General features: G+C 61.0%; 24 protein-coding genes. 13 read left to right on the top strand and 11 right to left on the bottom strand.

What is annotated here, in order from left to right; translation table 11 throughout:
* Positions 1-94 precede the first annotated feature (94 nt).
* The gene (dnaK, locus tag CPA54_RS08120; RefSeq protein WP_043558677.1) at positions 95-1,993 is read right to left on the bottom strand and encodes a molecular chaperone DnaK; all 1,899 of its coding nucleotides are present in this window, start codon (positions 1,991-1,993) and stop codon (positions 95-97) included.
* Between the two features lie 484 nt (positions 1,994-2,477).
* Between dnaK and CPA54_RS08115 the strand changes: the two genes are divergently transcribed.
* From CPA54_RS08115 to murA, 6 genes are all read left to right on the top strand, one after another.
* A complete protein-coding gene (locus tag CPA54_RS08115) occupies positions 2,478-3,503 on the top strand; it encodes a hypothetical protein (protein WP_283163770.1) in 1,026 nt (341 codons plus the stop codon).
* A 40-nt stretch (positions 3,504-3,543) separates the two neighbouring features.
* Positions 3,544-4,743, top strand: a complete 1,200-nt coding sequence (locus tag CPA54_RS08110; RefSeq protein ID WP_081563343.1) for a glycosyltransferase family 4 protein — start codon at positions 3,544-3,546, stop codon at positions 4,741-4,743.
* Positions 4,740-4,916: a hypothetical protein gene (locus CPA54_RS08105; protein WP_193699480.1), complete on the top strand. Its 177-nt coding sequence runs from the start codon at positions 4,740-4,742 to the stop codon at positions 4,914-4,916. Before CPA54_RS08110 ends, CPA54_RS08105 begins: the two co-directional genes overlap by 4 nt.
* Entirely contained in the window at positions 4,917-5,906 is a 990-nt protein-coding gene (locus CPA54_RS08100; RefSeq protein WP_227431401.1) for a DMT family transporter, read from the top strand. It begins immediately after the preceding gene.
* A 160-nt stretch (positions 5,907-6,066) separates the two neighbouring features.
* On the top strand, positions 6,067-6,618 hold the full coding sequence (gene dcd / locus CPA54_RS08095) for a dCTP deaminase (RefSeq protein ID WP_043558674.1): 552 nt from the start codon (positions 6,067-6,069) through the stop codon (positions 6,616-6,618).
* Positions 6,619-6,689: 71 nt separating this feature from the next.
* Positions 6,690-7,964 (top strand): UDP-N-acetylglucosamine 1-carboxyvinyltransferase, encoded by a 1,275-nt coding sequence (gene murA, locus CPA54_RS08090; RefSeq protein ID WP_043558672.1) that lies wholly within the window; start codon positions 6,690-6,692, stop codon positions 7,962-7,964.
* Here murA and CPA54_RS08085 read toward each other — a convergent pair.
* The gene (locus CPA54_RS08085; RefSeq protein ID WP_249086070.1) at positions 7,930-8,484 is read right to left on the bottom strand and encodes a TIGR00730 family Rossman fold protein; all 555 of its coding nucleotides are present in this window, start codon (positions 8,482-8,484) and stop codon (positions 7,930-7,932) included. The genes murA and CPA54_RS08085 overlap by 35 nt on opposite strands.
* A gap of 123 nt (positions 8,485-8,607) precedes the next feature.
* The gene (locus CPA54_RS08080; RefSeq protein ID WP_043558670.1) at positions 8,608-9,849 is read right to left on the bottom strand and encodes an MFS transporter; all 1,242 of its coding nucleotides are present in this window, start codon (positions 9,847-9,849) and stop codon (positions 8,608-8,610) included.
* 274 nt (positions 9,850-10,123) lie between these two features.
* Here CPA54_RS08080 and CPA54_RS08075 point away from each other — a divergent pair, with 274 nt between their 5' ends.
* The 5 genes from CPA54_RS08075 (at position 10,124) to hrpB (ending at position 15,781) form a co-directional block, all read left to right on the top strand.
* A complete protein-coding gene (locus tag CPA54_RS08075) occupies positions 10,124-10,702 on the top strand; it encodes an NUDIX hydrolase (protein ID WP_043558668.1) in 579 nt (192 codons plus the stop codon).
* A gap of 14 nt (positions 10,703-10,716) precedes the next feature.
* Positions 10,717-11,370, top strand: a complete 654-nt coding sequence (locus CPA54_RS08070) for a TVP38/TMEM64 family protein (RefSeq protein WP_227449756.1) — start codon at positions 10,717-10,719, stop codon at positions 11,368-11,370.
* Positions 11,367-12,629 (top strand): multidrug effflux MFS transporter, encoded by a 1,263-nt coding sequence (locus CPA54_RS08065; RefSeq protein ID WP_192848561.1) that lies wholly within the window; start codon positions 11,367-11,369, stop codon positions 12,627-12,629. The genes CPA54_RS08070 and CPA54_RS08065 overlap by 4 nt, the downstream gene beginning before the upstream one ends.
* 95 nt (positions 12,630-12,724) lie before the next feature.
* On the top strand, positions 12,725-13,264 hold the full coding sequence (locus CPA54_RS08060; protein WP_249086069.1) for an adenine phosphoribosyltransferase: 540 nt from the start codon (positions 12,725-12,727) through the stop codon (positions 13,262-13,264).
* A 30-nt stretch (positions 13,265-13,294) separates the two neighbouring features.
* Positions 13,295-15,781 carry an ATP-dependent helicase HrpB gene (gene hrpB / locus CPA54_RS08055; protein ID WP_249086148.1) on the top strand — a complete coding sequence of 829 codons (2,487 nt, stop codon included), beginning with the start codon at positions 13,295-13,297 and terminating at the stop codon, positions 15,779-15,781.
* 68 nt (positions 15,782-15,849) lie between these two features.
* Here the strand turns inward: hrpB and CPA54_RS08050 are convergent, their stop codons facing one another.
* Complete coding sequence (locus tag CPA54_RS08050; RefSeq protein ID WP_249086066.1) at positions 15,850-16,917, bottom strand: glycosyltransferase family 32 protein; 1,068 nt, start codon at positions 16,915-16,917, stop codon at positions 15,850-15,852.
* Between the two features lie 345 nt (positions 16,918-17,262).
* On the opposite strand from CPA54_RS08050, the gene CPA54_RS08045 reads away from it, so the two are divergent.
* Positions 17,263-18,546 carry a S1C family serine protease gene (locus tag CPA54_RS08045; protein WP_227656456.1) on the top strand — a complete coding sequence of 428 codons (1,284 nt, stop codon included), beginning with the start codon at positions 17,263-17,265 and terminating at the stop codon, positions 18,544-18,546.
* A 17-nt stretch (positions 18,547-18,563) separates the two neighbouring features.
* On the opposite strand, the gene CPA54_RS08040 is transcribed toward CPA54_RS08045, so the two are convergent.
* From CPA54_RS08040 to CPA54_RS08025, 4 genes are all read right to left on the bottom strand, one after another.
* Entirely contained in the window at positions 18,564-19,364 is an 801-nt protein-coding gene (locus CPA54_RS08040; RefSeq protein WP_249086064.1) for an SIMPL domain-containing protein, read from the bottom strand.
* A complete protein-coding gene (locus CPA54_RS08035) occupies positions 19,361-19,708 on the bottom strand; it encodes a hypothetical protein (RefSeq protein ID WP_227449758.1) in 348 nt (115 codons plus the stop codon). The genes CPA54_RS08040 and CPA54_RS08035 overlap by 4 nt, the downstream gene beginning before the upstream one ends.
* A 76-nt stretch (positions 19,709-19,784) precedes the next feature.
* Positions 19,785-21,311: a HAMP domain-containing sensor histidine kinase gene (locus CPA54_RS08030; RefSeq protein ID WP_081562482.1), complete on the bottom strand. Its 1,527-nt coding sequence runs from the start codon at positions 21,309-21,311 to the stop codon at positions 19,785-19,787.
* An 11-nt stretch (positions 21,312-21,322) separates the two neighbouring features.
* Entirely contained in the window at positions 21,323-22,009 is a 687-nt protein-coding gene (locus CPA54_RS08025; protein ID WP_043558662.1) for a response regulator transcription factor, read from the bottom strand.
* Positions 22,010-22,174: 165 nt separating this feature from the next.
* Here CPA54_RS08025 and CPA54_RS08020 point away from each other — a divergent pair, with 165 nt between their 5' ends.
* Complete coding sequence (locus CPA54_RS08020; RefSeq protein ID WP_043558659.1) at positions 22,175-23,224, top strand: NADP(H)-dependent aldo-keto reductase; 1,050 nt, start codon at positions 22,175-22,177, stop codon at positions 23,222-23,224.
* Between the two features lie 59 nt (positions 23,225-23,283).
* Here CPA54_RS08020 and CPA54_RS08015 read toward each other — a convergent pair whose 3' ends face one another.
* From CPA54_RS08015 to petA, 3 genes are read right to left on the bottom strand one after another with little or no spacing between them, the layout of a single operon-like run.
* The gene (locus CPA54_RS08015; protein WP_086431723.1) at positions 23,284-24,027 is read right to left on the bottom strand and encodes a cytochrome c1; all 744 of its coding nucleotides are present in this window, start codon (positions 24,025-24,027) and stop codon (positions 23,284-23,286) included.
* Positions 24,024-25,217 (bottom strand): cytochrome b N-terminal domain-containing protein, encoded by a 1,194-nt coding sequence (locus CPA54_RS08010; RefSeq protein WP_249086062.1) that lies wholly within the window; start codon positions 25,215-25,217, stop codon positions 24,024-24,026. The genes CPA54_RS08015 and CPA54_RS08010 overlap by 4 nt, the downstream gene beginning before the upstream one ends.
* A 15-nt stretch (positions 25,218-25,232) precedes the next feature.
* Entirely contained in the window at positions 25,233-25,904 is a 672-nt protein-coding gene (petA, locus tag CPA54_RS08005) for a ubiquinol-cytochrome c reductase iron-sulfur subunit (RefSeq protein WP_248460314.1), read from the bottom strand.
* Positions 25,905-25,935: the final 31 nt, after the last annotated feature.

The following is a 25,935-nucleotide window of genomic DNA, read 5'->3' as shown; positions in this document are numbered from 1 at the left end:
AGGGCGCCTGTTCCCCGCAGAGAGAGGGAAACAAGACGCCAACCGCAGGAAGGGAGCCCGGCCTGCCGGCACGGACTCCGTCCCTTTTCAGCGATTATTTCTTTTTCTTGTCGTCAACATCTTCGAATTCAGCATCGACGACATCTTCGTCAGTCTTGCCACCGGCCTGATGTTCCTCACCGGCGGAGGCACCGGCCTGATGGACGGCCTGACCAACCTTCATGGCAACCTGTGTCAGATGCTCGCTGGCGCTCTTGATGGTCTCGGCATTGTCGCCTTCCAGAGCCTCGCGGGCCTTCTTGATGGCTTCCTCGGCTTCGGTTTTGTCAGCGGCCGGAACCTTGTCACCATTTTCGGAGAGGGTCTTCTCCGTCTGATGGATCATGGCTTCGGTGCTGTTACGCAGGTCCACCAGCTCACGGCGGGCCTTGTCAGCAGAGGCGTTCTCCTCAGCTTCCTTGACCATGCGATCAATGTCGGCATCGGAGAGACCACCATCGCTCTTGATGGAGATGTTCTGCTCCTTGCCTGTGGCCTTGTCCTTGGCGGAGACGTTCACGATACCGTTGGCGTCAATGTCGAAGGTCACTTCAATCTGCGGCACACCACGGGGAGCCGGAGCGATGCCTGTCAGGTCGAAGTTGCCGAGCAGCTTGTTGTCCGCAGCCATTTCGCGCTCACCCTGGAAGACCTTGATGGTCACGGCAGGCTGGTTGTCTTCGGCTGTGGAGAAGGTCTGGCTCTTCTTGGTCGGGATCGTCGTGTTGCGGTCGATCAGACGGGTGAAGACACCACCCAGCGTCTCGATACCGAGGGACAGCGGGGTCACGTCCAGCAGCAGCACGTCCTTCACGTCACCCTGGAGCACGCCACCCTGCACGGCGGCACCGATGGCAACCACTTCGTCCGGGTTCACGTTGCGGGCGGGTTCCTTGCCGAAGAACTCCTTCACGCTTTCCACGACCTTCGGCATACGGGTCTGGCCACCGACAAGGATGACTTCCTTGATGTCAGCCGGTGTCAGATCAGCATCCTTGAGGGCCTTGCGGCAGGGCTCCAGAGAGCGCTTGATGAGGTCTTCAACGAGGCTTTCCAGCTTCGCACGGGTCACCTTGACGACCAGATGCTTCGGACCGGAGGCATCTGCCGTGATGAAGGGCAGGTTGACTTCCGTTTCCTTGGCGGAGGACAGCTCGATCTTGGCCTTCTCGGCGGCTTCCTTCAGGCGCTGGAGGGCCATCTTGTCCGTGCGCAGGTCCAGACCCTGCTCACGCTTGAACTCGTCAGCCAGATAGTCGATCAGCTTGTTGTCGAAGTCTTCACCGCCGAGGAAGGTATCACCATTGGTGGACTTCACCTCGATCACGCCATCGGAGATTTCGAGGATGGAGATGTCGAACGTACCACCACCAAGGTCATACACGGCCACGTTGCCGGAATCGCCCTTCTCGAGCCCGTAAGCGAGAGCGGCGGCGGTCGGCTCGTTGATGATGCGCTTGACGTCCAGACCAGCGATGCGGCCCGCATCACGGGTGGCCTGACGCTGTGCATCGTTGAAGTAGGCCGGAACGGTGATGACGGCCTCGGTCACCTTCTCGCCCAGATAGGCCTCTGCCGTCTCTTTCATCTTGCCGAGAACGAAGGCGGAAATCTGGGACGGAGCGTAGTTCTCACCACGGGCACGCACCCATGCATCGCCGTTGTCACCCTTCACGATTTCGTAGGGAACGGTCTTCTGGTCCTTGGCGACGGTCGGGTCATCGTAGCGGCGACCGATCAGACGCTTGACGGCATAAAGCGTGTTGGTGGGGTTGGTGACGGCCTGACGCTTGGCGGCCTGACCGACCAGACGCTCACCGCTATCTGTAAAGGCAACGACAGACGGCGTGGTGCGGGCACCTTCGCTGTTCTCGATCACCCTGTTCTCGTTACCCTCGCGGACTGCAACGCAGGAGTTGGTGGTCCCGAGGTCAATACCAATAATCTTGCCCATGGATATCTGTCCCTTTTCAGCGGCTTCCCACAACCCCTCAAGGCATTGGGAGAAGCCCTATTGCGACGTTATCAGGTCTGGGGGCAGGCCAAGGCCTGCAACACCCTTGCTGTTCGATCTGGGGAGGGGTGTCTTGTGTTTCAAGAGCAGGAATGGAAAAGATTTACAGTGTCCTGCTGGAGGTGTGAGGAGTTTCTTTTTGGTCAAGGTCTTCTTTTTCGGGTAAGGTCCCACCTTTACCCTGCAACCGGTTTCATCCGTGGGAGCCTGTCTTCTGTCCTGTCTGTTTTCCCTGTTCCGCAAGGCGGGCCGTCTTCTGCCCCTGTTTTCCGAGCCGGGGCGGGGCCCGACCTGGTGTTCGGTTCTTTTTCTGCCGTCTGCTGCTTTTCTGCTGCTGTGTGCCTGCCAGCCCATAGGGCCGGAACATCTCCAGAATGATCAGCTGGCTTATTCCCGGGCACTGGGGGAAGTGCAGAAGCGTGAGATGCTGCTCAATATCGTGCGGCTGCGTTATGGCGAGCCGCCTGCGTTTCTTGACACGACACAGGTGATTGCCGGTTACAACTTCTCCCGCAGTGTTTCGGGGGGGTACTATGGCTATCCGGCTTCTGCTGTCAGCAATTACCTGTTTGGAACGGGGACACTTTCCCAGGCGGAAAATCCGACCATCACCTATCAGCCTCTGACAGGTGAGCAGTATGCGGAAAATGTGGTGCGTCCCATTTCGCCCACGGCCATCATGCCGCTCAGTCTTGGTGGCATGGCCATCGACACTCTCCTGCGGCTGACGGCACAGTCCATTGATGGATTGTCCAATGTGCGGGGTGTCGGGCCATTCGGGGGTGGGTCCGTGCGGTTCTACCTGCTTCTGCATGACCTGCGCCAGCTTCAGCTGGCCGGGGCGATGACGGTACGTATTTCTACCGATGACCCGGCTGCCTCCGGCAAGGGGGGGAAATCGGGTACTGGCAGTGCAACCGGTCAGGGGAATGGCAATGCCGGGCCCGGCAATGGTGGCGGGGGATCAGGCAATACGTCTGGCGAGCATATCTATCTTGTGCTGACAACCACGGCGGACAGCAATCTTCAGGCCATACAGGGGGAGGTACGCCGCCTGCTGCATCTGGAGCCCAATACGGCGGAGGCGGAGATCGTCTATGGGCCATATCCGAAGAAACAGGGGCAGATCGCCATTCTCACACGGTCCATGCTCGCCATGCTGACCCAGCTTTCCTACGAGATGGAAGTGCCGGAGAAGGATGTCCGCTCTGGCAGGACCCTGCCGACCATCGGGCAGGTTGGCATCGAGAGCCGCCCTGAGGTTGCCATTCATTCCGGCAGGAATGAACCTGGGGAAAGCTATGTTTCCGTTTTCTATAAAAAGTGCTGGTACTGGATTTCCGATACGGATTTCCGTAGCAAGGAGGCATTCACCATGGTGCAGGTCCTCAGTACCCTTGCGGCAACCAGTCATGGCGGCGGTGCCGTCGTGACGATTCCGGCAGGGTGACCGGGCACGGGATGGGTGTGGACATAGCGGAAAAATGGTCATGAAGCAGAAACCGGTGATCCTTCAGATTCTGCCGGCATTGGGTATTGGCGGCCTTGAGCGTGGCGCCATCGACATGGCCGAAGCCATAAGTCAGGCCGGTGGCCGGGCGCTCGTGGCGGCGGAGAGTGGAGCTCTGCTGTCCCGTCTGCGGTATGTCGGTGGTGAGCATGTGGAGCTGGCGTTTCGCAAGAGGATGTCCCTGCGGTATTTTTTCAGCCGGGTGAAGGCCTTGCAGACGCTGATCCGGCAGGAGGGGGTCGATCTTGTCCATGCCCGGTCCCGGTATCCGGCTCTTGTGGCGGTTGTGGCCTGCCGCCGGGAGAAAGTGCCGTTGGTGACGACCTGGCACGGTGACCACCAGACGAATTTCTGGCTCAAGAAGTTCTATAATTCCGCTCTGGTACGGGGGCAGCGTGTCATTGCCGTTTCCGAGCATATCGGCGAGAGACTGCGGCATGATTACAGGGTTGGGGAGGACAGGCTGCGCATCATCCCCCGTGGCAGTGATCCGGAGATTTTTTCCCCGGGGGCGGTGAAAGGCCTCCAGATGCAGACGCTGCTGGAGCGCTGGCGGATTGGTGAGGAAAGCCGCATCATTCTCATGCCCGGCCGCATGACCCGCTGGAAAGGACAGGAATGTCTGATCGAGGCTCTTGGCTATCTGGCCACCCATCATCCGGGGCTGGACTGGGTCTGCGTCATGGTCGGGCCAGGGGAGGACAGCAGCTATGCCCGGATGCTGCACAGGATGGCCGAGGAGCGGGGCATAGCGACTCGTCTGCGTTTTGCTGGTCCCTGCCGGGACATGGCAGCGGCCTACCGGCTGGCGCATGTTGTGACGGTGCCTTCTCTCCGACCTGAGCCCTTCGGGCGGGTGCCGGTGGAAGCACAGATGATGGGCTGCTGGGTGATCGGCTCGGCCCGTGGCGGCCTGAAGGAAACCATACAGCATGGTGAAAGCGGGACGCTTGTTCCGGCGGGGGACCATCGGGCGCTGGCCGGTGCCCTGAGGGAAGTGCTGGACGTGCCACCAGAACTTATGGCAGAGCGGCAGGACGAGATCCGTGCCCATGCTCTTGCCCATTATACCAAGCAGCACATGCAGCGGGCGACGCTGGGCGTGTATGATGAGCTGCTTCCTGCTGGCTTGCGGGAAGCGTTTGTGCGCTTTCATGAGGAGAGGGATGCAGGTTCATGAAGCCTGAACAGGAGAAAAAGACCGGCGAAGCCCCCATGACAGCACGGCAGGAGCGCCAGCTGCGGGAAGCCCAGGCCCTGCGGGCCAACCTTCTGCGTCGCAAACAGCAGCAGCGCAGCCGTCCGGCCGTGTCTGGGCGTGTAACAGCCTCTGCCAGCCAGGGGGATCGCTGAGTGACCAGCCCGCGTCTGCCACTGCCATCGCGGCAGGAGGTTGCCCTCGGTATCATCACGGTGTTGTGGGGGGGGACCTACTACATCATCCAGATGGCGCTGAAGACTAGCGGTCCTCTGTTTTTCATCGGGGTCCGGTTCCTCATCGCTGCCCTGTTTGTGGTCTGTTTTGTCGGGCGCAAGCATATCATGCAGGGGATTCCACGTTCGGAGATATGGCGTGGCGGGCTGATCGGTATCGTGCTGGCTTTCGGTTACATCTGTCAGACGATCGGGCTGATGAGCATCACCAGCAGCCGTTCTGCCTTTCTGACAGCTCTCTATGTGCCGTTGGTGCCACTGCTTCAGTGGATCATCCTGCGCAAGGCTCCGAGCAGGAGTGGGATTGCCGGTATTTTTCTTGCCTTCGTTGGGCTGGTTCTGCTGGCCGAGCCGTGGAAGACCGGCCTGACCATGAGCACGGGTGACGGCCTGACCCTGCTGGGGACTTTTTCTTACGCTTTTGAGATCATCTGCGTCGGGCTGTTCGCTCTTCACACGGATAGCCGCCGCATGGCGTTTGTCCAGCTTGTGGCGGGTGGACTTTTTGCTTTCTGTGCCATGCCGGTAATGGGAGAGCATGTGCCCGCCTTCAGCTGGGGCTGGATGGGGTGTGCGCTGGTGATGGGCATTGTGAGTGCGGCTACCCAGCTGGTGCTCAACTGGGCGCAGAAAACGGTCTCTCCCACCAAGGCGACCCTCATCTATTCCAGTGAGCCGATCTGGGGGGGGCTGGTTGGCTGGGTGACGGGTGACGTGTTGACGATGACCACGCTCATTGGGGCTGGTTTCATTGTGGCTGGTGTGCTGGCCAGTGAGGTCAAACCCCGCTGGCCCCGCTTCCGTCGGACGTTGCGTGGTGGTGCTGTGCGTGAACTGCCTTCGGAGAGGAAGCGTCGCCGTCGGCTCAGCATGTCTGAGCTGGTGATCCGTGGTTCATCGGGGGATTGACCCCCCTCCGGGCCGTTCCTCCGCTTTGCGCCGGGGCAGACAGATGATATGACAGGGCAGGCCCGGCTGGTCGGGTCTGTCTCTGTCCGGGGGCGGTCTGTCCCTGTCAGGTTTTTGTCGATTTTCAGTAAGACATCACCATCCACAAGGGAGAACGGCCATGTCGATCATGCCTGACCACTGGATACGCCACATGGCGCAGGAACACGGCATGATAGAGCCGTTTGTCGAGGCGCAGAAGCGTGAGAAGGTCATTTCCTACGGGTTGTCCTCCTATGGGTATGATGCTCGTGTCGCTGATGAATTTCACATCTTCACAGATGTTGACAGTGCCGTGGTGGACCCCAAGAATTTCTCTGCTGACAGTTTCGTGACACGCCGCGGGGACATCATCATCCCGCCCAACAGTTTTGCACTGGCCCATACGGTGGAATATTTCCGCATCCCCCGTGATACGCTGGTCGTGTGCCTTGGCAAGTCCACCTATGCCCGCTGTGGGATCATCGTCAATGTCACACCGCTGGAGCCGGAATGGGAGGGGCAGGTGACCATCGAGATCAGCAATACCACCCCCCTGCCAGCCCGTATCTATGCCAATGAGGGCATCTGCCAGTTTCTGTTTTTTCAGGGAGCCAGTCCTTGTGAAGTCAGCTATGCTGACCGTGCCGGAAAGTATATGCGCCAGTCCGGTGTAACGCCCCCGCGGCTTTAAAATTCAGACAAGCAGAGAACCTCATCCAGCCTGTGAGGCACGGTGATGGGATGAGGTATGGAGAGAGACAGATGGATTATTTCCTGATCGAAGGTGGCCACCGTCTTGAGGGGCGCATTTCTGTTGGTGGGGCCAAGAATTCGGGCCTGAAACTGATGGTGGCCGCCCTGCTTTCCGAAGGGCCTCTCATTCTTTCCAATATTCCCGATATTGCGGATATCCGTACCATGCGGACCCTGCTGGGGCAGCTGGGTTATGACGTGGTGGAGATTGATGGTCCCCGGCAGCTCAGCCTTGGTGGAACCATCCAGTCGGTAGAGGCTCCTTACGACATCGTGTCCCGGATGCGGGCCTCCATTCTTGTTCTGGGACCTCTGCTGACCCGTATGGGAGAAGCCCGTGTCTCCCTGCCGGGTGGGTGTGCCATCGGGACACGCCCGGTGGACCTTCATCTCAAAGGACTGGAGGCCCTGGGCGCCGAGATCACGCTGGAGGGGGGTTACATCAATGCCAGAGCGCCCAATGGCCTGAAGGGCGGGCGTGTCGTGCTGCCATTCCCCAGTGTGGGGGCGACGGAGAATGTTCTCATGGCAGCCACGCTGGCCCGTGGCACGACGGAGATCGTCAATGCTGCCCGGGAGCCGGAAATTCTGGACCTTGCCAACTGCCTCAATGCCATGGGGGCGAAGATCACCGGGGCACATTCCGGCACCATCATGGTAGAGGGGGTGGAGCAGCTTCATGGTGCTCGTTACTCCGTCATGCCAGACCGCATCGAGTGTGGCACCTATGCCTGCGCCGTGGGCATGACGGGTGGGGATGTCCTGCTGGAAGGTGGCCGCATGGTAGATCAGGAAGCGGTTGTCTATGCGCTCCAGCAGGTTGGCGTGGATGTTACGGAAGAGGCTGATGGCTTGCGGATACGGAGTGAGGGAAAGCTGCGGGGGCTGGACCTGACAACCGAACCTTACCCCGGTTTCCCGACCGACATGCAGGCGCAGTTCATGGCCATGCTCTCTGTAGCGGAGGGAGCGTCCATGATCACGGAAACGATCTTCGAGAACCGTTTCATGCATGTGCCGGAACTGAACCGCATGGGGGCCAACATCACCATCCAGGGGCGGTCAGCCGTGATCCGTGGGGTGGAACGCCTCTCTGGTGCCAAGGTGATGGCCACGGATCTGAGGGCATCTTTTTCACTGATCCTGGCTGGCCTCGTGGCCGAGGGTGAGACGGAACTGAGCCGTGTCTATCATCTCGACCGTGGGTATGAGCATGTGGAGAAGAAGCTCTCCGCCTGCGGGGCCAAGATCAGGCGTGTGAAGGTTTCTTCAGACGCCGCATGACGCTGGGCACGTCCGTTACGACCTCGTAGAGGTTTTCTGCCCCTGCATCGGCGAAACCCTGTGCCTGCGTGGCCTGCAGCAGGGCGATGAGCGGGTCGGCCCAGCCATTGGTGTTGAGAATGATGATGGGCCGCTGGCTCAGCCCCAGCTGGCGGTTCACGAGAACCTCCATGAATTCGTCGAATGTGCCAAACCCTCCGGGGAGGATGACATAAGCGTCAGCTTCTTCGAATAGCCGGGCTTTCCGGCTGGGCATGTCTTCTGTCACTTCCAGGTCTGTGACGCCTTCATGCAGGATTTCCTGCGCTTCCAGAAAGCGGGGAATGATGCCTTTTACGGTACCGCCGGCCAGCAGGGTAGCATCGGCCACGGCGCCCATCAGGCCAGCAGTCCCGCCCCCATAGACGAGAGTGAAACCCGCTTCCCCCAAGGCTGTTCCGAGGGCACGGGCTACCTGCATGTGGGCCGGATCGTGCCCGGGGCGTGACCCGCAGAAGACGGAGCAGGAGCGGATGGTCATGATGGACTGTTTCCTCCGAACAGAAAAATGCCGGGCAGAGAAGACTGTGCCCGGCATTCTGGCAACTGGCAGCCCCGCTGGGGAGGAACCGGGAAAGGCCCCCACCCAGCAGGTGGCTGTTGGTCAGGCAGCGTTTTTCGGCACACCACATCCCGGAATACGGGAGAAGATGGCACTGAAGGCGATACCACTGATGCAGAGCACACCAGCCACGGCAAACATGACACCCCAGCCCATGTGGTCACGCAGACCGCCCATGAACCAGCTGGAAATCACGATGGTCAGGTCGGTGAAGATGGAGTAGGCGGCGATCAGGATACCGTGGAACTCCGGCCCATCGGTACGGACGGCCATGGTGCCCATGGCGGGGAAGAGCAGGGAGAAGCCCGCACCCGTCAGTGCAGCACCGATCAGGCCACCCGTGGGGTTGTGCACCAGGCAGAAGACGGCCATGGCAATGGCTTCCGTCACCAGGGACATGTAAGCGATCGGCACACCGCCATGCTTGTCGATCTGGCCGGAGACGAAAATACGCATGAAGATGAAGCAGGCAGCGAAAACGCCGAAGGCCACACCCAGGCCAGTCCAGTGGTTATCCGTGTAATACAGGGCCAGGAAGCTGTTGACCGTACCAAAGCCGACAGACCCGGCAGCCAGAGCGGCACCATACGGCAGCACTTTCTTGACGGCGAGGGCGAAGGACATCGGCTTGCCTTTGCTCGGCAGCGGCTTGATGGCTTTGTAGAAGGTCAGCAGGATGATGCCGCCAATACCCAGCAGGGTGGCAAAAATGCCGACGGGCAGCAGCCGGATGTTCGGCAGGATGCCGCTGAGGAACTGGCCGACGGTCACGCCAACAGCGATACCACCGTAGGAGGTGACACCGTTCCAGGAAATGGCGACGGAGGAGTGCGCAGGGCCGACGCGGCGCAGGTTCCATGTCGTGACGGAGGTGGAGGTGCAGCTCTCGGACCAGCCGATGAAGAGACGGCTGATGAGGGCAATGCCCAGGGCCACATAGCGGGACGTGTCATTCAGGCCCATGAAGCTGGGGATCAGAGCCGCAAGGCACATCAGCAGGCCGGAGATGGTGCAGAAGATGAGACCATACCGCAGAATGGCCTTGGGGCCATGCACGTCAATGCGATGACCGACGATCACACGCCCCATGGCGGTACCGATGTACTGCAGGGAGATGGTGCTGGCGGCAATGGCTGTGCTGAAACCCAGCGTGTTGTGCACGAACTGGGCACCAATGATGGCATTGGGCAGCCCGATGACAAAATAGACAAGGAGGTTGAACAGGACTACGGGCATGACCCGCATGGTCGGCGAGCACGTATAGGTTGCGTCTTCATCAGACATGGGCGTCCCCTTTGCAGTTTCCGCAAGCCGTGCCCACCTGGTAACTGTAACCGGCACAGCCTTTCTTGGTTATCGACCATAGGTGAGAAAGCCTTTTGCGTCACGGGGCAATGATTTGCCCAGCTTGCATAGTTATGAATGGCTGCCATGCAGGGATGTCAGTAGGATGATATCTGGCTGGTTGGGGTAAAGCGTTTCACTTTTTCTTCTTCACCATGATACAGGGCGGCCTGATCACGATGATGAGCGACCGGCCATTGCTGCGAAGGAGCCGATGATGATTGATGATGCGGTAAAGAAAGCCTGTGAGGATGCAGGCTACCAGATTCTTTCTTCCGAGATGGTTTATGAAAACCCATGGACTGCGGTGCGGGAAGACAGGATCATCCATCCTGGTGGCAGGAAGGGTCTGTACGGCGTTGTCGAACGGGGGACGTTTGCCGTCATCATGCCCATGCATGCTGATGGTCGCCTGACACTGGTCCAGCAGTTCCGCTACCCGGTGGGAAAGCGGCTCTGGGAGTTTCCCATGGGCATGTGGGAGACACGGCCGGATGCAGATGCCACGGAGCTTGCCCTTGGTGAGCTGCGGGAGGAAACGGGCCTGCGTGCCGGTGAGTTGATCCATGCAGGGACACTGTATCAGGGAGCTGGATACTCCACGCAGATGGGGCATGTTTTTCTGGCCCGGAATCTTGTCCGTGGTGAGGCCGAGCGGGAAGCGACGGAAGCCGACATGAAGGTGAAAGACATCCCGCTTGCCGAGTTTGAGCGCATGATCGTGGAAGGGGAGATGACCTGCATGGTTACGCTGGCCGCCTATGCCCAGATACGGGCCCGGGGTCTGCTCTGAGGAGTCCCGTTCCGTTGCGGGCGGCAGTCCGCCCCGCTCTTCTGGTCCTGCTTCTGGTGGGAGGGCCGCTGCTTTTGTGGCGGATTCCGGCCATCCAGCATGGGCTGGGACTGATGCGGGAGTGGGCCGGGCAGCCTTATGCGGCCCTGCGGGTCCTGCCGCTGGCCGTGCTGTATTGTGCTTTTGGTCTGCCCCGGCAGGCACTCTGTTTCGTGCTGGGAGCGGGGTTTGGCATTGGCATCGGGGTGGTGGAGGCCAGCCTGGCCTATGGGGCCGGTGCCCTGCTGGGCTATGGCTGGGGGCGGCTCTGGCGGTGGAAATGCCCGGTCAGGGCGGCTTCCGTGCCGTGGTTCATCCGGGCTGGACAGCGGGCTCCATTCCGCATGGTGGCCTGTGCCCGGCTGCTGCCGGTCGGGTCTGCCCTCCTGGTATCGGTCTCGTCTGGCATGGCGGGGCTTGCAGTTGGCCGGTTCCTGCTGGCGACCATGCTGGGAGGATTGCCCCAGAATCTGGTTTTTCTTCTGGCTGGCAGGGGTGTAGAACTACGCCATGGCTGGGCACTGGTTACCGCCGCCGTGCTGGCACTTCTTTCCGCCGTGTTGGGAGGCTGGGTATTACGCGGGTTTCACAAAGAGATGAGATGGGAAAGGCAGGATAGCGGAGCATGAAGACGTCACAGCATGGCTTTTTTGAACATGCCCTGATTGGCAAACCGCTTATCAAGGGTGGGAAGATGCCTTTCTGGCTGCCGATCCTTCTGGGAACGCTGACGGCGGTTGGCCCTGTCTCGACAGATATCTATCTGCCGGCCCTGCCAGAGATGGAGCAGCAGCTTGGTTCCGCACCGGGAACGGGCAGCCTGACGATGGCGGCCTGGGTGGCGGGGCTGGCCATCGGGCAGATCATTGTCGGGCCGGTGACGGACCGCTTTGGTCGTCGTCGTCCGCTGCTTGTGGGTACCCTGTTCTATGCTCTGGCCGCAGCAGGCTGTGCCCTTTCGACCTCCATGCCCATGCTCTGTTTCTTCCGGGCTTTTGCCGCCCTGATGGGGGCTGCCAGCCTCGTGGTGCCCAATGCCTGCGTCAGGGACCTGACAGTCGGTGACGCCACGGCGAAGATGATGTCCCGCCTTATTCTCATACAGGGTGTCGTGCCCATTCTGGCGCCGGCTCTGGGTGGTTTTGCTCTCCAGTTCATCAGCTGGCGGGACATTTTCTGGGCAACGTCCCTTTATGGTGTAGTGGGGCTGCTGGCGGTCTTCCTTTTCCTGCCAGAAACACTGGATGGTGAAGACCGTCATCCCATGCGTCTCTGGCCCATTATCGTCCGGTATGGGCAGACCCTGAAGGACAGGAACTACCGCTTCAATGCGCTCATCTGGATGGTGCAGGGATTCGTCATTTTCACCTATCTGACGGCTGCACCCTTCCTCTTCGAGAGCGTGTATGCGTTCACGCCGTTCCAGTATGGCGTGCTGTTTGGCGTGATGGCGGTGTGCATGATCGGTTCGTCCCAGATCAATGCCTGGCTGCTGAACTACTATCACAGCCGGACCCTGCTCCGGATCGGGCTGGGTGTCAGCTGTTTCGGGGCGGTTGTACTGCTGGGGCTGGCCATCTGGTCCGCACTGGATGTCGATGCGGCAGGGCATCTCAGGCACATCTATCTCTGGCCACTGTTCGGGGCGATGCTCTGTGCGCTGGGGCCGGGGGGATGCATTGGCCCCAATGCCATGGCCGGTGCCCTGCTGACACAGGGGCGCAATGCCGGTGTCGCTACCGCTCTGGCGGGGACGGGGCAGTATGTGTTCGGTATTCTGGCCAGTGTCATGTTCTCATGGCTGCCGGTGGGTACGGCGATCCCAATGGGGGGAATGCTGCTGGCGGCTTTCCTCCTCATGATCCTGTTTGCCCGCATGGCTCCCTGATGGCAGCAAGGAGAGCCTTCCCTTTCAAAAGGACGGCACAAGGGCCTATAAGGGGGGCTTCGTGCATATCATGACCTGCAATGTGAAGGCCTGCCATGTCCTTTGAAGACCCTGCTCCGCTGGATTTGAAACAGTATATCCGTGAAGCTCCGGATTTTCCGAAACCGGGCATCCTGTTTTATGACATTTCCACCCTGATCCGGAATCCGGAAGCGTGGCAGGTGGCTACGGGGCGTCTGGCGCAGGCGGTGGCCCGCTTCCAGCCAGACCTTCTGGCAGGGATCGAGAGCCGTGGCTTCCTCACGGCAGCTCCGCTGGCAACCCGCCTCGGCTGTGGTTTCACCATGCTGCGCAAGCCGGGCAAGCTGCCGGGCAAGACCATTTCCCACAGATACAGCCTCGAATATGGTGAGGATGAGCTGCACATCCAGGCGGATGCCGTCCGTCCCGGCCAGCGTGTGGTGGTGCTGGATGATCTTCTGGCAACCGGCGGTACGCTGGCTGCCTCCATCGACCTTCTGCGCAAGGCTGGGGCCGAGGTTGTCGGGGCTTCCGTGATGATCGAGCTGCTGGCTCTGGGAGGCCGTGGAAAGGTTGACGTGCCGGTCACGTCCCTTCTGACATACGAGGACTGAGCCGGGACAGGGCCTACAGGAGGCAGCATGATGTCGGATTCCCTGCCCGTGACGGCGGTCCTGCCGGCTTTGCTGGAGGCACTGGCCGCTGGCTCCAATGCTGTGCTTGTGGCGCCGCCGGGTGCCGGAAAGACTACGGCCGTGCCGCCTTTTCTGCTGGAGGCTGCGCCTGGCTGGCTGGGGGATGGCCGTATCCTGCTTGTGGAGCCACGGCGTGTGGCCGTACGGGGAGCGGCCCAGCGCATGGCGGCCTTGCGGGGTGAAGCCCCCGGCGGGGTGATCGGCTATCGCACCCGCATCGACAGTGCCGTTTCGGCCCGGACCCGCATTGAAGTCGTCACGGAGGGTCTGCTGGTCCGCCGTCTGCTGGCAGACCCCCTGCTGGATGGCGTATCTGTCGTCCTGTTTGACGAAGTGCATGAGCGGTCACTGGATGGCGACACGGCTCTGGGGTTCTGCCGGGACATGCAGCAGAGCCTGCGGCCGGAGCTGCGGCTCGTGGCCATGTCGGCCACGCTGGATGCGGGCATTTTCACGACCGCCCTTCAGGCCCCGCTGATCGAGAGTGACGGACGGCAGCACCCGGTGGAGGTCCGCTACCGGCGGGACATTGCCCATCTGCGTGATCTGCCGGAGAGCTGTGTCCAGGCCGTGGCGCAGGCCTGGCGGGAGGAAGAGGGCTCCATTCTGGCGTTCCTGCCCGGGGTGGGAGAAATCCGCAGGGCGCAGGCCAGTCTTCAGGGACTTCTTGGGGACCGGGTGCCTGTCTATCCTCTGTACGGGGAGCAGTCGGTGGAGGATCAGGCCCGTGCGCTGGCTCCGGAGTCCGGGCGGCGTATCGTGCTGGCGACATCCATTGCTGAAACGTCCGTGACGGTTCCCGGTGTGCGTGTGGTGGTGGATGGTGGCTGGCGGCGTCTGCCCCAGCGTGATGCCGGTACGGGCCTGCCCCGCCTTCATACACGGCGCATTTCCCGGGCAACGGCGGAACAGAGGGCAGGCCGTGCGGGGCGTCAGGCTCCCGGTATTGCCATCCGTCTCTGGTCTGAAATGACCCAGCGTAGCCTGATCGTGCAGGAAGTCCCCGCCATAAGGGAGGCGGACCTGTGTGATTTTGCCCTCGTGACGGCAGCCTGGCAGCAGGCGATGGGCACGGCCCCGGCGGCTCTGCCGCTCATCGAGCCAGCCCCGGAGGGGGGACTGGCCGCAGCGCAGTCCCTTCTCCAGTTTCTGGGGGCTCTGGATGGTCAGCGGGAGCTGACGGCTCTGGGGCAGCGGATGGTCGGGTTTGGTACGCATCCCCGGCTGGCTGCGATGCTCTGCGCTGCCCGGACGGTGGAGGAGATGGCCGTGGCGGCCTGTCTGGCGGCCCTTCTGGAAGAACGTGATCCGCTGGGCGGCCGTGGGGGCCGGGGAGGAGAGGCCTCCGCTGACCTCCGGCTGCGTCTGAAACTCTTCATGCAGGATGATGCCCGTGTTCCCAGGCATGTGTTGCGGCAGCTCCGCCATGCTGCGGGGCGGTTCCTGCGCCGGGCCGGGCAGGGGACAGGGCCGGATGGTCTTGCGGACCTCGTGAGCGATGGGCTGACGGGTCACGTCGCGGGACGTCTGGTGGCGGCGGGGTTCCCTGACCGTCTGGCACAGCGGACCAGTGCCGATGGACGGTACCGTCTGGCAGGAGGTGGCAGTGCCCGCTTGGGGGCGACAGACCCGCTGGTGCAGGAGGACCTTCTGGCTGGGGCGGCCTTCCATGTCCGCAAGGGGACGGACATGACCCTTGCGGCTCCGGTCACGCTGGAGACCCTGCCCGATTCCGTACAGGCCAGCCTGAAGGAACAGCGGGAACCGGCCCTTGATGGTACATCGGGCAAGGTTATTGTCCGGCAGAGGCTGCGGCTGGGCAATCTGGTGCTGAAGGATCGTAATGTCCCCCCCGAGGCGGAAGACATCACGGTGGCCCTTCTGGCGAAGGTGCGGTCTGATCTGGCCCGGCATCTGGACTGGTCGGCGGCGGCCCGCCAGTTTCAGGCCCGTGTCGCTCTGGCCCGGACGCATTATGCGCCCCATCTGCCTGATCTGTCTGACGAGGCTCTGGCCGAGGACATGGAGTGGCTGGAACCGTGGCTTGCGGGACTGGATCGGCTCACACAGATTCAGGAGCTGGACCTTGCGGCCATTCTGGCCAGCCGTCTGTCCTATGAGGACAGGCAGGAGCTGGACCGCCAGCTTCCGTCCCATGTGGCTCTGAAGGTCGGGCGCCGGCGCATTGATTACACGACGGTCGTGCCATCCCTTTCTGCCCGGGCGCAGGACTTTTATGGCACCACGGCCCTGCCGCAGCTGGCAGGTGGCCGGGTGCCGCTCCATGCTACCTTGCTGTCCCCTGCCGGACGGCCACAGGCCGTGACGGCGGACCTTGCCCAGTTCTGGACGTCAGGCTGGCTGGACATGCGGCGGGACATGCGGGGGCGCTACCCCAGACATAAATGGCCCGAAAATCCCGCCAAGGAGGCTTGAGGCCGTTCAGTCTCCGGTTTTCTGTCCCCGGTGGTTCGAGCATGTGCTGCTTCGGGGAGGAGAGGCCATCATATGGTATCGCCCACACGAGCGGACTGTATGACGAGGGGCAGGACCTGCTCGTGATATTGGTCCTTGCGGTAAATGTTCTTCACCATGTGGGGATTGAGGCCCTTCGCCAGAATGTTTTCCATCCTGATGTCGAATTTGTTCAGGTTGTTGAAGACGACTCTTGTGAACAGGATGGGGCCGGTCACTTTCAGTGTTGCCACGCTGCCCGTGCTGTGCAGGTTGGGCGTGTAAAGGAAGATGTTGGCGATCAGCTGGTTGATGACCTTGGCCATAAGAGGATGACCTGGCGCACAGATGAGACACCATATAGGGAATTCGCCCCCTTCAATGTGGGAAAGTTCGGCTTTTTTGCCCCACTCGAAGTATTGAGGCAGGCTCCAGTCCCATTGTGAAATGATGAACTGGTCGTCATCACGGATAATGGAGGATAATGGCCGGCTGCTGCCCGATTTCATGTCCAGATAGACGCCGCCATGCTGATACAGGCAGAGATATCTGAAAAAATCCGCCTGTGCTGCGCCATAGAGGCGGTTCAGCCGCAGATAGACACTCAGCACGTCCCATCCATAATGGGTATGGATGAAGTCAATGCGGTCTTTTTCTGAATAATACCGGTACTCCCAGTCCTTATTCATTGTTTTCAGGGACGTTATGTTTTCAAGATAGCCTGTTTCCGGGTGAAGGGCATTGTCTGTCTGGTGGATGATGTGCGGTATATGGGGAGAAAAAGGTTTTTCCTGAACGAATTTGAATGGAATGCTCGAGAGGCGTCTGAACTCTTCCCACCAGTTGGCCTTGTTGGCGAAGCCGAAGGTGCCTTCGGGGCGGGCGGACAGGAAATTGCCGTCTTTCAGCAGGACGAACGTATCATCCTTCGGGTTCAGGACGGTGATGCCATGTGCCGTCAGCTGTTCATGGGTGGGGAGGCAGGCCCTGTAATGTTCGATGTCGCAGAAATCGACATGCCTGAACTCATCATTCTGGATGATGAGAACCGTAAAGAAATACGTCACGAAAATCGGGTGATGCAGGACAATTGCATTACGTTCGCTGTGGGCTGTCATGTATCGGTCCTTCTGGCGCATCCGGCATGTCTTTTTCAGGTCTTCAGGAGGTGGGGGGCATGGTTGTTTTCAGCCCGTGCTGTCTGAATGCTGGGTCTTTCCTGACCTGCCCTACCTGCCCTGAAAATGAAAGAAAAGTAAACTGCCACGGAGACCGGGTCCCTGCAAGTATTTTGCAAGGTGGAGACGGGGTGTTTTCTGCTGGGGCGGGCTGATATGTGGTACAGCCTGAAGGTCAGGAAGGTGCTTTCAAACGGGATGGAGTGTGGTAGGGAGTGGAAGACTTGAAGAGACATTGCGGCAGCCGTGCCGCAGTGAGGGGAGCGCATGTGAATGCAGCCGGTTATGAGGCACTTGGTCTGGTCTGTCCTGCTGCCGGCGGCCGTGGGGAGCATGGTGGCTGCGGGCGTATGCCTGTGGTGGGTGCCTGGTGGGGAAAAAGTTCCCGAGCCGATAAAGAATACGAGCCTGTATAAGGCGGTCCGTCATCCGCCTGTTCCGGTATCGTCTCCGCTTGTGCTGCCGCCTGCTGCCACGCCGGTGGGGGCCCTGCCCGTGGGTGTGAACCATGAAGCGCCCGCTTTGCGGGAGGCGTTGAATCTGCCCAGTTTTGCGCCTCTGGTCCATCAGGTCATTCCGGCGGTGGTGAATATTTCAATCTCTCATGCGTCATCCTCGGCGGATGAGGATGATGAGGGAGAGCCTGATACGGCCTCTCCGCCTGCCAGCCAGGAGCAGCGCCGCGCTTCACCGGCCCCCCGGAAGAAGCATCGTCTCCGGCATCATGTGACGGGCAAGGGGCATCACATGCTGCATCCGGCTGATGACGAGCTGACAGGGGCGGGATCCGGTTTCGTGGTGGATGCTTCTGGCATCATCGTGACGAACCGGCATGTCATCGGCCACGCCACGAGGATCATGGTGTCCCTGTCTGACGGCCGCTCCCTGCCCGCTCACAGCCTAGGGGATGACCCGATGACGGATATTGCCGTCATCAAGGTGGATAGCCCGACACCGCTGCCCTGCGTTTCCTGGGGGGACAGCCGGCAGGTGGAAATCGGGGACTGGATACTTGTGGCAGGCAATCCGTTCGGGTTCGGGTCGTCAGTGACGGCGGGCATTGTTTCTGCTGTCGGACGTGATCTGGGCAGTGGGGCGCTGGATGACTTCATGCAGCTGGATGCCCCCATCAATCCGGGCAATTCTGGTGGGCCTGCTTTCAATCTCCAGGGGCAGGTCGTGGCAATGAACGCCGCCATTGCGTCCCCCAGTGATGGTTCCGTGGGGATTGGCTTTGGCATTCCGTCGGAAATCGTGGCGCCTGTCGTGGAGGCCATCCGCCAGACGGGCCATGTGGAACATGGCTGGCTGGGTGTGACGCTCAACGATTCCAGTTTCCCCATGTGGGTGGAGGATGTGGATCCTCACGGAGCGGCATGGCGGGGAGGCCTGCGGAAGAAGGATGCCATCCTGGCGATTGGCAACATCCCGGTGCATGATGCCCGGACGGTGTTGCGCAGTGTTGCGGCAGCCCATCCCGGGACGGTTTTCAATTTCACCATAAGGCGGGAGGGCAAGATCATCACCCTCCCGGTTGCGCTGGGCAAGCGCCCCACGACGGTTTTCTAGGGCTGGCTGCCCCTCCATCAGGGTGCAGTCGGGGGTTCCCTGTCTGCCAGACGGGCCTGGGCGCTGACGGTGACACGGACGGTCTGCATTTCTGCCGTGCTCTCCGGTGCTGCGGCAGCGCTGCGGGCTTCGGCCATCATGAGCATTGGGCCTGCGGGGTGGAGCGGTTCAAAGCCATCTGCGCCGTGGCTCCCGATACGCACACGTTCCAGACCAATCAGGGTCTGGCCCAGAGCGGCGGCATCTTCCTCGGCCTGCTGGCGGAGTTTTTTCAGGGCCCCCAGACGGGCCTGCTTTTCCAGCTTTTCACGGGTCTCGGGGTTGAGAGTCCATTGCATGTCCTCAAGGCCCAGCCCCAGTTTCTGAAGTTTTTCGGCCAGAGCAAGCAGGCCGTCACGGTTCTGGCTGCTCAGGGTCAGGCTCTGGCGGGCAACCCAGCTGCGTTTGTCATGAGGACCATATTCCTGCCCGACCGTGTAAGTCTCCGCCGTACTTTTCACGTCCGGCTGATCTTTCAGGATGGCCATGGCACTGCTGACAAGCTGGTTGAGGTGCTGCTGGGTGCCGGTGGGAGAACTGCCCTCCGTTCTGGCTGAAAAGCGTATGGAGAGCGTATCTGCCTTTGCCTGTGCTTCATCAGAAACGGCAAAGGCGAGCAGCGTACCATGTGGGTGTGGCGGCTCTGGCGGGATCATGGCAGGGGGTTCGCCATCGGGGCTGGTTGGTGCCGGGGGAGCTGCCATGGCCACGCTGCCTAGCAGACATCCGGTGGCCAGTGCAGTCAGGCCCGTGAATTTCAGCGAACGATGGAGGGTCATTGGTGGGAGCCTTCCTGATTTTTCAGCAGAACAAGTGCGCGCCGCAGGCGGCCTATGCCCGCCCGTATGTGGTTCTGCTGGCAGAGTTCCTGCCCTTCTTCCTGAAGATGCCGTGCATCATCCATGGCCCCGACGGGAACATCATGAGGCATGCGCATCTTTTCTGCCAGATGCTCGCTGAGCTGGGCGCAGTAAGCCTGGCTGTCGCTGGTGATGACAAGGTCCTGCGCAGGGGTGGAGGGTTCTTCTTCCGGCAGTAGTGACCCCCAGGCGTGCCCCGGCCGGAGCGGCATCTGGGCCAGCAGGAGAAGGACAGTGAGGAAGAAAACGGTGCGCATGGTCATCAGACTATCACAGCTTGTTTGCCCGGAAGATGGGCGAGGAATGAAGATTTGGTAACAGGCCTGACGGGACGGTGTCTCATGGTGTGGTTTCCGCCGGAGTGGTGCTTCTGCCGGTCCGTTCTGCTTCTGGCAGAAGGGGCAGGAAGAGTGTGACTTTCAGGCCGGGATTGGCCTGGGTAAGGGTCAGACGGCCATGATGCAGGCTGGTGACGGCCTGTACCAGAGAGAGGCCAAGGCCGGAGCCTGGCGTGTTGCGGGCGCTTTCAGCCCGGAAGAAGCGCTCGTGGGCGCGCAGTATGTCGGCATCATTCATTCCCGGCCCCTGATCCCGGACGCTGATCTCGAGTCCCTGTGGTTTTTTTTCTGCGCCGCTGCCCGGGGCTGTTCCGGCCATGACGGGATGGGCGCTGAGGGTCAGCGTACTGTTTGGTGGGGAGAATTTTATGGCATTGTCCAGCAGGTTGGCCAGTGCCTGCTGGAGCATTCTTTCATCACCAAACAGGGAGGGCAGAGGGGTGACATCCAGTGCCAGGCTCAGCCCGGCATCCTCGGCCGAGGCTTCGTAGAGTTCAGCCATGTTGGACAGGAGCTGGTTGAGGTTGACGGTCGTGAAGGCCGAGCGGCGTGCTCCTGCTTCTATCTGGGCGATCCGGAGGAGGGCCTCGAAGATGCCGGTAATGTGGTCCAGGTCCCCGATGGCCCTGTCCACGGCCGTGCGCAGTTCATCGGGTGAGGTGGCAGAGAAGAAAGCTTCTTCCAGCTGGTTGCGGGCCCGGGTTATGGGGGTGCGCAGGTCATGCGCAATGGCGTTGGAGACCTGGCGGACGCCCTCCATCAGCCGGTTGATCCTGTCCAGCATGGTATTGACCGTTTCGGCGACGAGATCGGTTTCACTGCCTGTCAGGGCGATGCGGTGGTTGAGGTCGCCATTGGCTACGGCAGAGGCTGTACGGGCGATGGAGCCAACCATGCGGCGGAAGAGGTCCCGTACCACCAGGGCGCCGCCCACGGCCAGCAGGGAGATCATGACGGCACACCAGATGAGCGTGCGGGTGATGACAGTGCTGAGGAGGGTGCGGCCCCGTATGTCGTGCCCGACAATCAGCTTGAAGCCATGCGGCAGGGTATAGGCCTTGAACTGGGCAGGCGTCGTGAAGGTGTAGCGGCGGATGGTCAGCTCGTAAAAGTGGTTCATCTTTTTGACGGCCACCGGCCAGCCCGGCAGGTTGCCCGCCATTCGCCGCCCATGGCGGTCTATCAGCAGATAGAGGGCGTCATCATCAATGTTCTGTTCCAGCCTGTCATTGATGGCTTCACTCAGGGCGGGGGCCCCGCCGTGCCCCCAGCGGTGCCGGAGTTCCTGCGCATCCGTCTCGATGAAGGCACGGACATGGTCGTTCAGCAGGTTTGTGCTGCTCCACCAGATGAAGGAGAGAAACAGCGTGGCCGAAATGAGAAACAGGACACCATAGCCCAGAGCAAAATTGATGCCCGCCGAGCGGATGGGCCAGCGCCGTTTTCCGTTCCGGCTGTGGAGGAGAGGGAGTCGGAACAGGTGGCGGCGGGACAGACGGCGGTATAGGGGTGTCCTTTCCTCTGCCATGGTGTTGGCTGTCAGTCCTGCGTGGGGCGGAGGATATAGCCTGCATTGCGGACCGTGTGGATGATGGCCGTCTCAAACGGCTTGTCCACTTTCTGGCGCAGGCGGGAGACATGGACATCAATCACGTTCGTCTGCGGGTCGAAGTGATAGTCCCAGACTTTCTCCAGCAGCATCGTCCGGGTGACAACCTGCCCCGCATGGCGGACGAGAAACTCCAGAAGGCGGAATTCACGGGGCTGGAGATCGATTTTCTGCCCATCACGGCGGACTTCGCGGGAGAGGAGGTCCAGCGTCAGGTCGCCTACGGTCAGGGATGTTTCCGGGGCGGATTCATTGTGGCCCCGGCGCCCCAGGGCTTCCACACGGGCCAGAAGCTCGGAGAAGGCGAAAGGCTTCGTGACATAATCATCCCCGCCGGCCCGCAGCCCATCCACCCTGTCATCCACGTCGGAAAGAGCGGAGAGCAGCAGCACGGGGGTGTTGTTCTTCTGGCCACGCAGGGTTTCAAGGATGTTCAGCCCATCAATGCCACCGGGGAGCATCCTGTCGAGGATGATGATGTCGTATTTCTCGCCAATGGCCAGATACAGCCCATCCTTGCCGTTGTCGGCCTGGTCCACGTTATGGCCAGCTTCTTTCAGCCCCTTGAGGACAAAGGAGCGGACAGTCGGATCATCCTCAACCAGTAGAATACGCATTGGTCCTGCCTGTTTTCCTGATATGCTGCGTAGTGTATCGTTGTGGGGCAGGATAGCGGCAAGCCGGGGCAAAAGGGAAGCAGGCCCTTGCCTGGTGGTCGGGCCCTACATTACGGGCATGTCAGGATGCCCGCCATATAGTGACCATGACAGGAAGGAATGCCCATGCAGTACAGAACACTGGGACGGACTGGCCTGAAGGTGAGTGAGCTCTGCCTTGGCACCATGACGTTCGGCCAGCAGAATACCGAGGCAGAGGGTCATGCCCAGCTCGATATGGCGCTTGAACATGGCGTAAATTTCATCGACACGGCTGAACTTTATTCGATTCCACCGCGTGCGGAGACGCAGGGTTCGACCGAGCGGATCGTGGGAAGCTGGCTGAAGGCCCGTGGCAACCGGGACAAGGTCATCCTTGCCAGCAAGGTTGTTGGACGCAGCCAGAATGACTGGTTTCGCCCCGATGGTGAAAAGCCACGTCTGACACCGGCACAGATACGTTATGCCATTGATGAGTCCCTGAAGCGGCTGAACACTGATTATCTGGACCTTTACCAGCTGCACTGGCCGGACCGGGTGGTGAACATCTTTGGTGAGGGCGGCACGACCTTCCGCACGCTCTCCGATGCTGATGAGGTACCGATTGCCGAGACACTGGGCGCTCTGGGTGAGCTGGTGAAGGAAGGCAAGGTCCGTCATGTCGGTCTCTCCAATGAGACCGCTTGGGGCGTGTCCGAGTTCCTGCGTGTTTCCCGGGAGGAAAAGCAGCCTCGCATTGCTTCCATCCAGAATGCCTACAATCTGCTGAACCGGACCTATGAGATCGGTCTGGCCGAGATGGGTCTGCGGGAAGATGTCGGCCTGCTGGCCTATTCCCCTCTGGCGCAGGGCTATCTGACCGGCAAATATCTGGATGGTGCCCGCCCGCCGGGAGCCCGGACGACCCTGTTCAACCGGGGCCAGCGTTATGAAAAGCCGGGTGTGGATGATGCCATCCGGGCCTATCAGGCTCTGGCGAAGGAATCCGGGCTTGATTTCGCCCAGATGGCCATTGCGTTCGTCACGTCACGCCCGTTCGTGACATCCAACATCATCGGTGCCACGACGATGGAACAGCTTGAGACGGCTCTGACCTCCATTCAGGTGGAGATCACGCCGGAGCTGGAAGAGAAGATCAACGCCATCCACCAGCTGAACGCCAACCCGGCTCCCTGAGGCCGGATGTCGTTCCGAGGTTGGCCCCGTCCCGGTTTCTGGGGCGGGGCTTTTCCGTTTCAGGCTTCTTTTTTCAGCAGCCGCCAGAGCGCAAGCAGTATTCCGCCCAGCAGGGCGAGATAGAGCAGGACGGCCGTGCCGATGAAATGGCGGGTGCTGCGGTGGGAATCATCAGCCCACTGGAGAAAGGCCGTCACGTCGCTGGCCATCTGGGGAATGGTGGCCTGTGTACCGTCCGGGAAGGCGATCATGCCCTCATGCAGTGGGGGGCGCATCTTGAACCTGTGATGATGCGTCAGGGCGATGGGGTTGTAATAGGTATTCGGTGCCAGGGTGACGCCGGGCGGAACGGGGCGGTAACCTGCCAGCATCTGGCGGATATAGTCCGGGCCGCCCCGGATGGTGCGGGCAATGTGGGAGAGGTCCGGTGGATAGTCCCCGCCATTATTGGCCTTGCCTACAGCCACACTGGGATAGGGGGAGGCGATGGGGCTTTCCAGCCCGGCATGACGCTGCTGTGCCCAGTGTTGCAGGGCCGTGACGGAGGGCTGGAGGTCAATCATGTCCCCATAATGGGCACGCTCCATGCTGTGGCAGGAGCTGCATACCTGCTGGAAGATCATCAGTCCCCGTTCTTCCGGGCGCATGGTGGTTGGCGGGACTGTCGCAGGGGCCGCCACCTGCGCAGCGGCAGGGGCCTGTGTTGGGGCAGGGTCATCCGCTCTGGCCGTGGCGGGGAGATGGGCCAGGGACAGGGCGGCCAGAAAGACCATGCCCGTTGGGCGGAGGCATGAACGCATCATGGTGCATCTCCCTGTGTGGAGGCGTCACTGGCTCGCCGTTCCCTGTAGGCTGCCAGAGGGAGCAGCCCCAGAAAGGTGAGGAACCAGACCAGCATGGCGCCCCGGCTGAGCCAGACCCAGAGGGGGGTAGCTCTGTTCATTCCTGCCAGAATGAGGATGATGAAGGCGATGAAGAACAGTCCCAGCCCTATCCGGGCCAGCGGGCGGTAGGTAGCGTTATGGCGGGGGGACTGGTCCAGCCAGGGCAGGATGAAGAGGAGAAGCAGGCTGGTGGCTGCTGCAATCAGCCCGCCCAGACGGGAAGGGACAGCCCGCAGCATGGCAAACCACGGGGCCAGATACCATTCCGGTGTGATGTCTGTCGGTGTTTTGAGGGGATTGGCTGGGATGATGTTGTCCAACTTGCCCAGTAGCCCCGGCAGGAAAAAGATCAGCCCGGCAAACAGGGCCAGAAACACGCAGACGGCCAGACAGTCCTTCACCACATAAAATGGAGCAAAGGGGCGGGTTGTGCGGTCCGGGTGGGGGCTGTCCAGCGTGGGGTTGCTGGAGCCCGTACCATGCAGGCAGAGTATATGGAGCCCGACCACCGCAGCGATGATGAAGCCAAGGGTGAAATGCAGGATGAAGAAGCGGTGCAGGGCCACACCGCCCAGCGTGTCTTCTCCCAGAAGATAGACGAGCAGCCCGTGACCGATGCCGGGTATGGCCTCCACGGCATGGGTGATGACGGTGGCCCCCCAATAGGACATCTGCCCCCATGGCAGGACATAACCTGCAAAGGCGGTCGTCATGAACAGAAGCATCAGGAACAGGCCGGAGAGCCAGACAAGTTCCCGTGGGGCCTTGTAAGACCCGTACCAGAGGCCTCGGCCGACATGGAGATAGAGCGCAGCAAAGAGCAGGCTGACCCCGCCTGTATGGATGCTGCGGATGAGCCAGCCGGAGGGGACCCGCCGTTCCATGGCTTCCACACTGTCGAAAGCCTGGGCGAGATCGGGTTGGTAATGCAGGGAGAGGAACAGACCGCTTACGACCATCAGCCCGAAAGCAACCATCAGACAGGCACCAAGTGTCCAGAGCAGATTGACCGGCGGCATGGGGAAGCGGGTCATGTGCTGGCAGAAAGGCCGCAGGAAGGGCAGGCGGGAGTCGAGCCAGCTTCTGGTCGGGTGTGTGTTGTCGTTCATCGTGTGGACCGTCCCTCAGAGCTGCTGGATGCTGTTCATGCCGTAATGGGGTGAGAGAAGGCTTTCTCCCAGCCTGATTGTATGGTCATCCACGAAATGGAGTGGGGGAACCGGGAGATTGTAGGGGGCGGGCATGTTGCGAAGGACCCGGCCAGCTCCATCAAACTGCGACCCATGGCAGGGGCAGAAGAATCCGCCAGAGGCGGGCAGGCTGGTGATGTTCTGATAGTCCGGTACGCAGCCCAGATGGGTGCAGATGGTGACATACACGCCATAGTCGGGCCGGAGGGACCGGTGGGCATTTTCAGCCTCACGGGGCTGCTGCCGGATGCGGGATTGCGGGTCCAGCAGCTGGGCGAGCAGGGCGGGGTCCTCCAGCGCACGGATCATCTCTGGTGTGCGGCGCTGGATGGCAACGGGCATCCCCTGCCAGACGACGATCTTGTGCGCACCGGGCTCCAGGTCCTGTACGGAAATATCCAGGACTGTTTCTTCCTGTGTGCTGGCAGCAGAGCTTGCCCGGGTGCGGCGGAGACTGTCCAGAAAGGGTACGGCCAGCGTACAGGCCCCGGCCCCTCCCAGCGCCACGGACCCAGCCGTCAGGACCGTGCGGCGTGTCGGGCGGGGCAGGAGGGACTCTTCATCAAGGGATGGATGGGGCGTGCTGGCATCATGGTTCCGGGTCATGGGCGGGCGTTCTCCTCAGGCCCTTTTTATA

Source organism: Parasaccharibacter sp. TMW2.1890 (assembly GCF_023337645.1).
In the GTDB taxonomy this organism is placed as follows: Bacteria; Pseudomonadota; Alphaproteobacteria; order Acetobacterales; family Acetobacteraceae; genus Bombella; species Bombella apis.
This window is presented reverse-complemented; position numbering and strand designations above follow the sequence as displayed.

What these genes read in the sequence shown, in the direction of transcription:
- CPA54_RS08025 (WP_043558662.1), bottom strand. Translation starts at nt 22,009, where the DNA reads ATGCGTATTCTACTGGTTGAGGATGATCCGACTGTCCGCTCCTTTGTC.
- CPA54_RS08110 (WP_081563343.1), top strand. Translation starts at nt 3,544, where the DNA reads ATGAAGCAGAAACCGGTGATCCTTCAGATTCTGCCGGCATTGGGTATT.
- CPA54_RS08040 (WP_249086064.1), bottom strand. Translation starts at nt 19,364, where the DNA reads ATGACCCTCCATCGTTCGCTGAAATTCACGGGCCTGACTGCACTGGCC.
- petA (WP_248460314.1), bottom strand. Translation starts at nt 25,904, where the DNA reads ATGACCCGGAACCATGATGCCAGCACGCCCCATCCATCCCTTGATGAA.
- CPA54_RS08045 (WP_227656456.1), top strand. Translation starts at nt 17,263, where the DNA reads ATGAGGCACTTGGTCTGGTCTGTCCTGCTGCCGGCGGCCGTGGGGAGC.
- CPA54_RS08020 (WP_043558659.1), top strand. Translation starts at nt 22,175, where the DNA reads ATGCAGTACAGAACACTGGGACGGACTGGCCTGAAGGTGAGTGAGCTC.
- CPA54_RS08030 (WP_081562482.1), bottom strand. Translation starts at nt 21,311, where the DNA reads ATGGCAGAGGAAAGGACACCCCTATACCGCCGTCTGTCCCGCCGCCAC.
- CPA54_RS08035 (WP_227449758.1), bottom strand. Translation starts at nt 19,708, where the DNA reads ATGACCATGCGCACCGTTTTCTTCCTCACTGTCCTTCTCCTGCTGGCC.
- CPA54_RS08060 (WP_249086069.1), top strand. Translation starts at nt 12,725, where the DNA reads ATGTCCTTTGAAGACCCTGCTCCGCTGGATTTGAAACAGTATATCCGT.
- hrpB (WP_249086148.1), top strand. Translation starts at nt 13,295, where the DNA reads ATGTCGGATTCCCTGCCCGTGACGGCGGTCCTGCCGGCTTTGCTGGAG.
- CPA54_RS08065 (WP_192848561.1), top strand. Translation starts at nt 11,367, where the DNA reads ATGAAGACGTCACAGCATGGCTTTTTTGAACATGCCCTGATTGGCAAA.
- CPA54_RS08050 (WP_249086066.1), bottom strand. Translation starts at nt 16,917, where the DNA reads ATGACAGCCCACAGCGAACGTAATGCAATTGTCCTGCATCACCCGATT.
- dnaK (WP_043558677.1), bottom strand. Translation starts at nt 1,993, where the DNA reads ATGGGCAAGATTATTGGTATTGACCTCGGGACCACCAACTCCTGCGTT.
- murA (WP_043558672.1), top strand. Translation starts at nt 6,690, where the DNA reads ATGGATTATTTCCTGATCGAAGGTGGCCACCGTCTTGAGGGGCGCATT.
- CPA54_RS08115 (WP_283163770.1), top strand. Translation starts at nt 2,478, where the DNA reads ATGCTGCTCAATATCGTGCGGCTGCGTTATGGCGAGCCGCCTGCGTTT.
- CPA54_RS08015 (WP_086431723.1), bottom strand. Translation starts at nt 24,027, where the DNA reads ATGATGCGTTCATGCCTCCGCCCAACGGGCATGGTCTTTCTGGCCGCC.
- CPA54_RS08080 (WP_043558670.1), bottom strand. Translation starts at nt 9,849, where the DNA reads ATGTCTGATGAAGACGCAACCTATACGTGCTCGCCGACCATGCGGGTC.
- dcd (WP_043558674.1), top strand. Translation starts at nt 6,067, where the DNA reads ATGTCGATCATGCCTGACCACTGGATACGCCACATGGCGCAGGAACAC.
- CPA54_RS08085 (WP_249086070.1), bottom strand. Translation starts at nt 8,484, where the DNA reads ATGACCATCCGCTCCTGCTCCGTCTTCTGCGGGTCACGCCCCGGGCAC.
- CPA54_RS08010 (WP_249086062.1), bottom strand. Translation starts at nt 25,217, where the DNA reads ATGAACGACAACACACACCCGACCAGAAGCTGGCTCGACTCCCGCCTG.
- CPA54_RS08105 (WP_193699480.1), top strand. Translation starts at nt 4,740, where the DNA reads ATGAAGCCTGAACAGGAGAAAAAGACCGGCGAAGCCCCCATGACAGCA.
- CPA54_RS08075 (WP_043558668.1), top strand. Translation starts at nt 10,124, where the DNA reads ATGATGATTGATGATGCGGTAAAGAAAGCCTGTGAGGATGCAGGCTAC.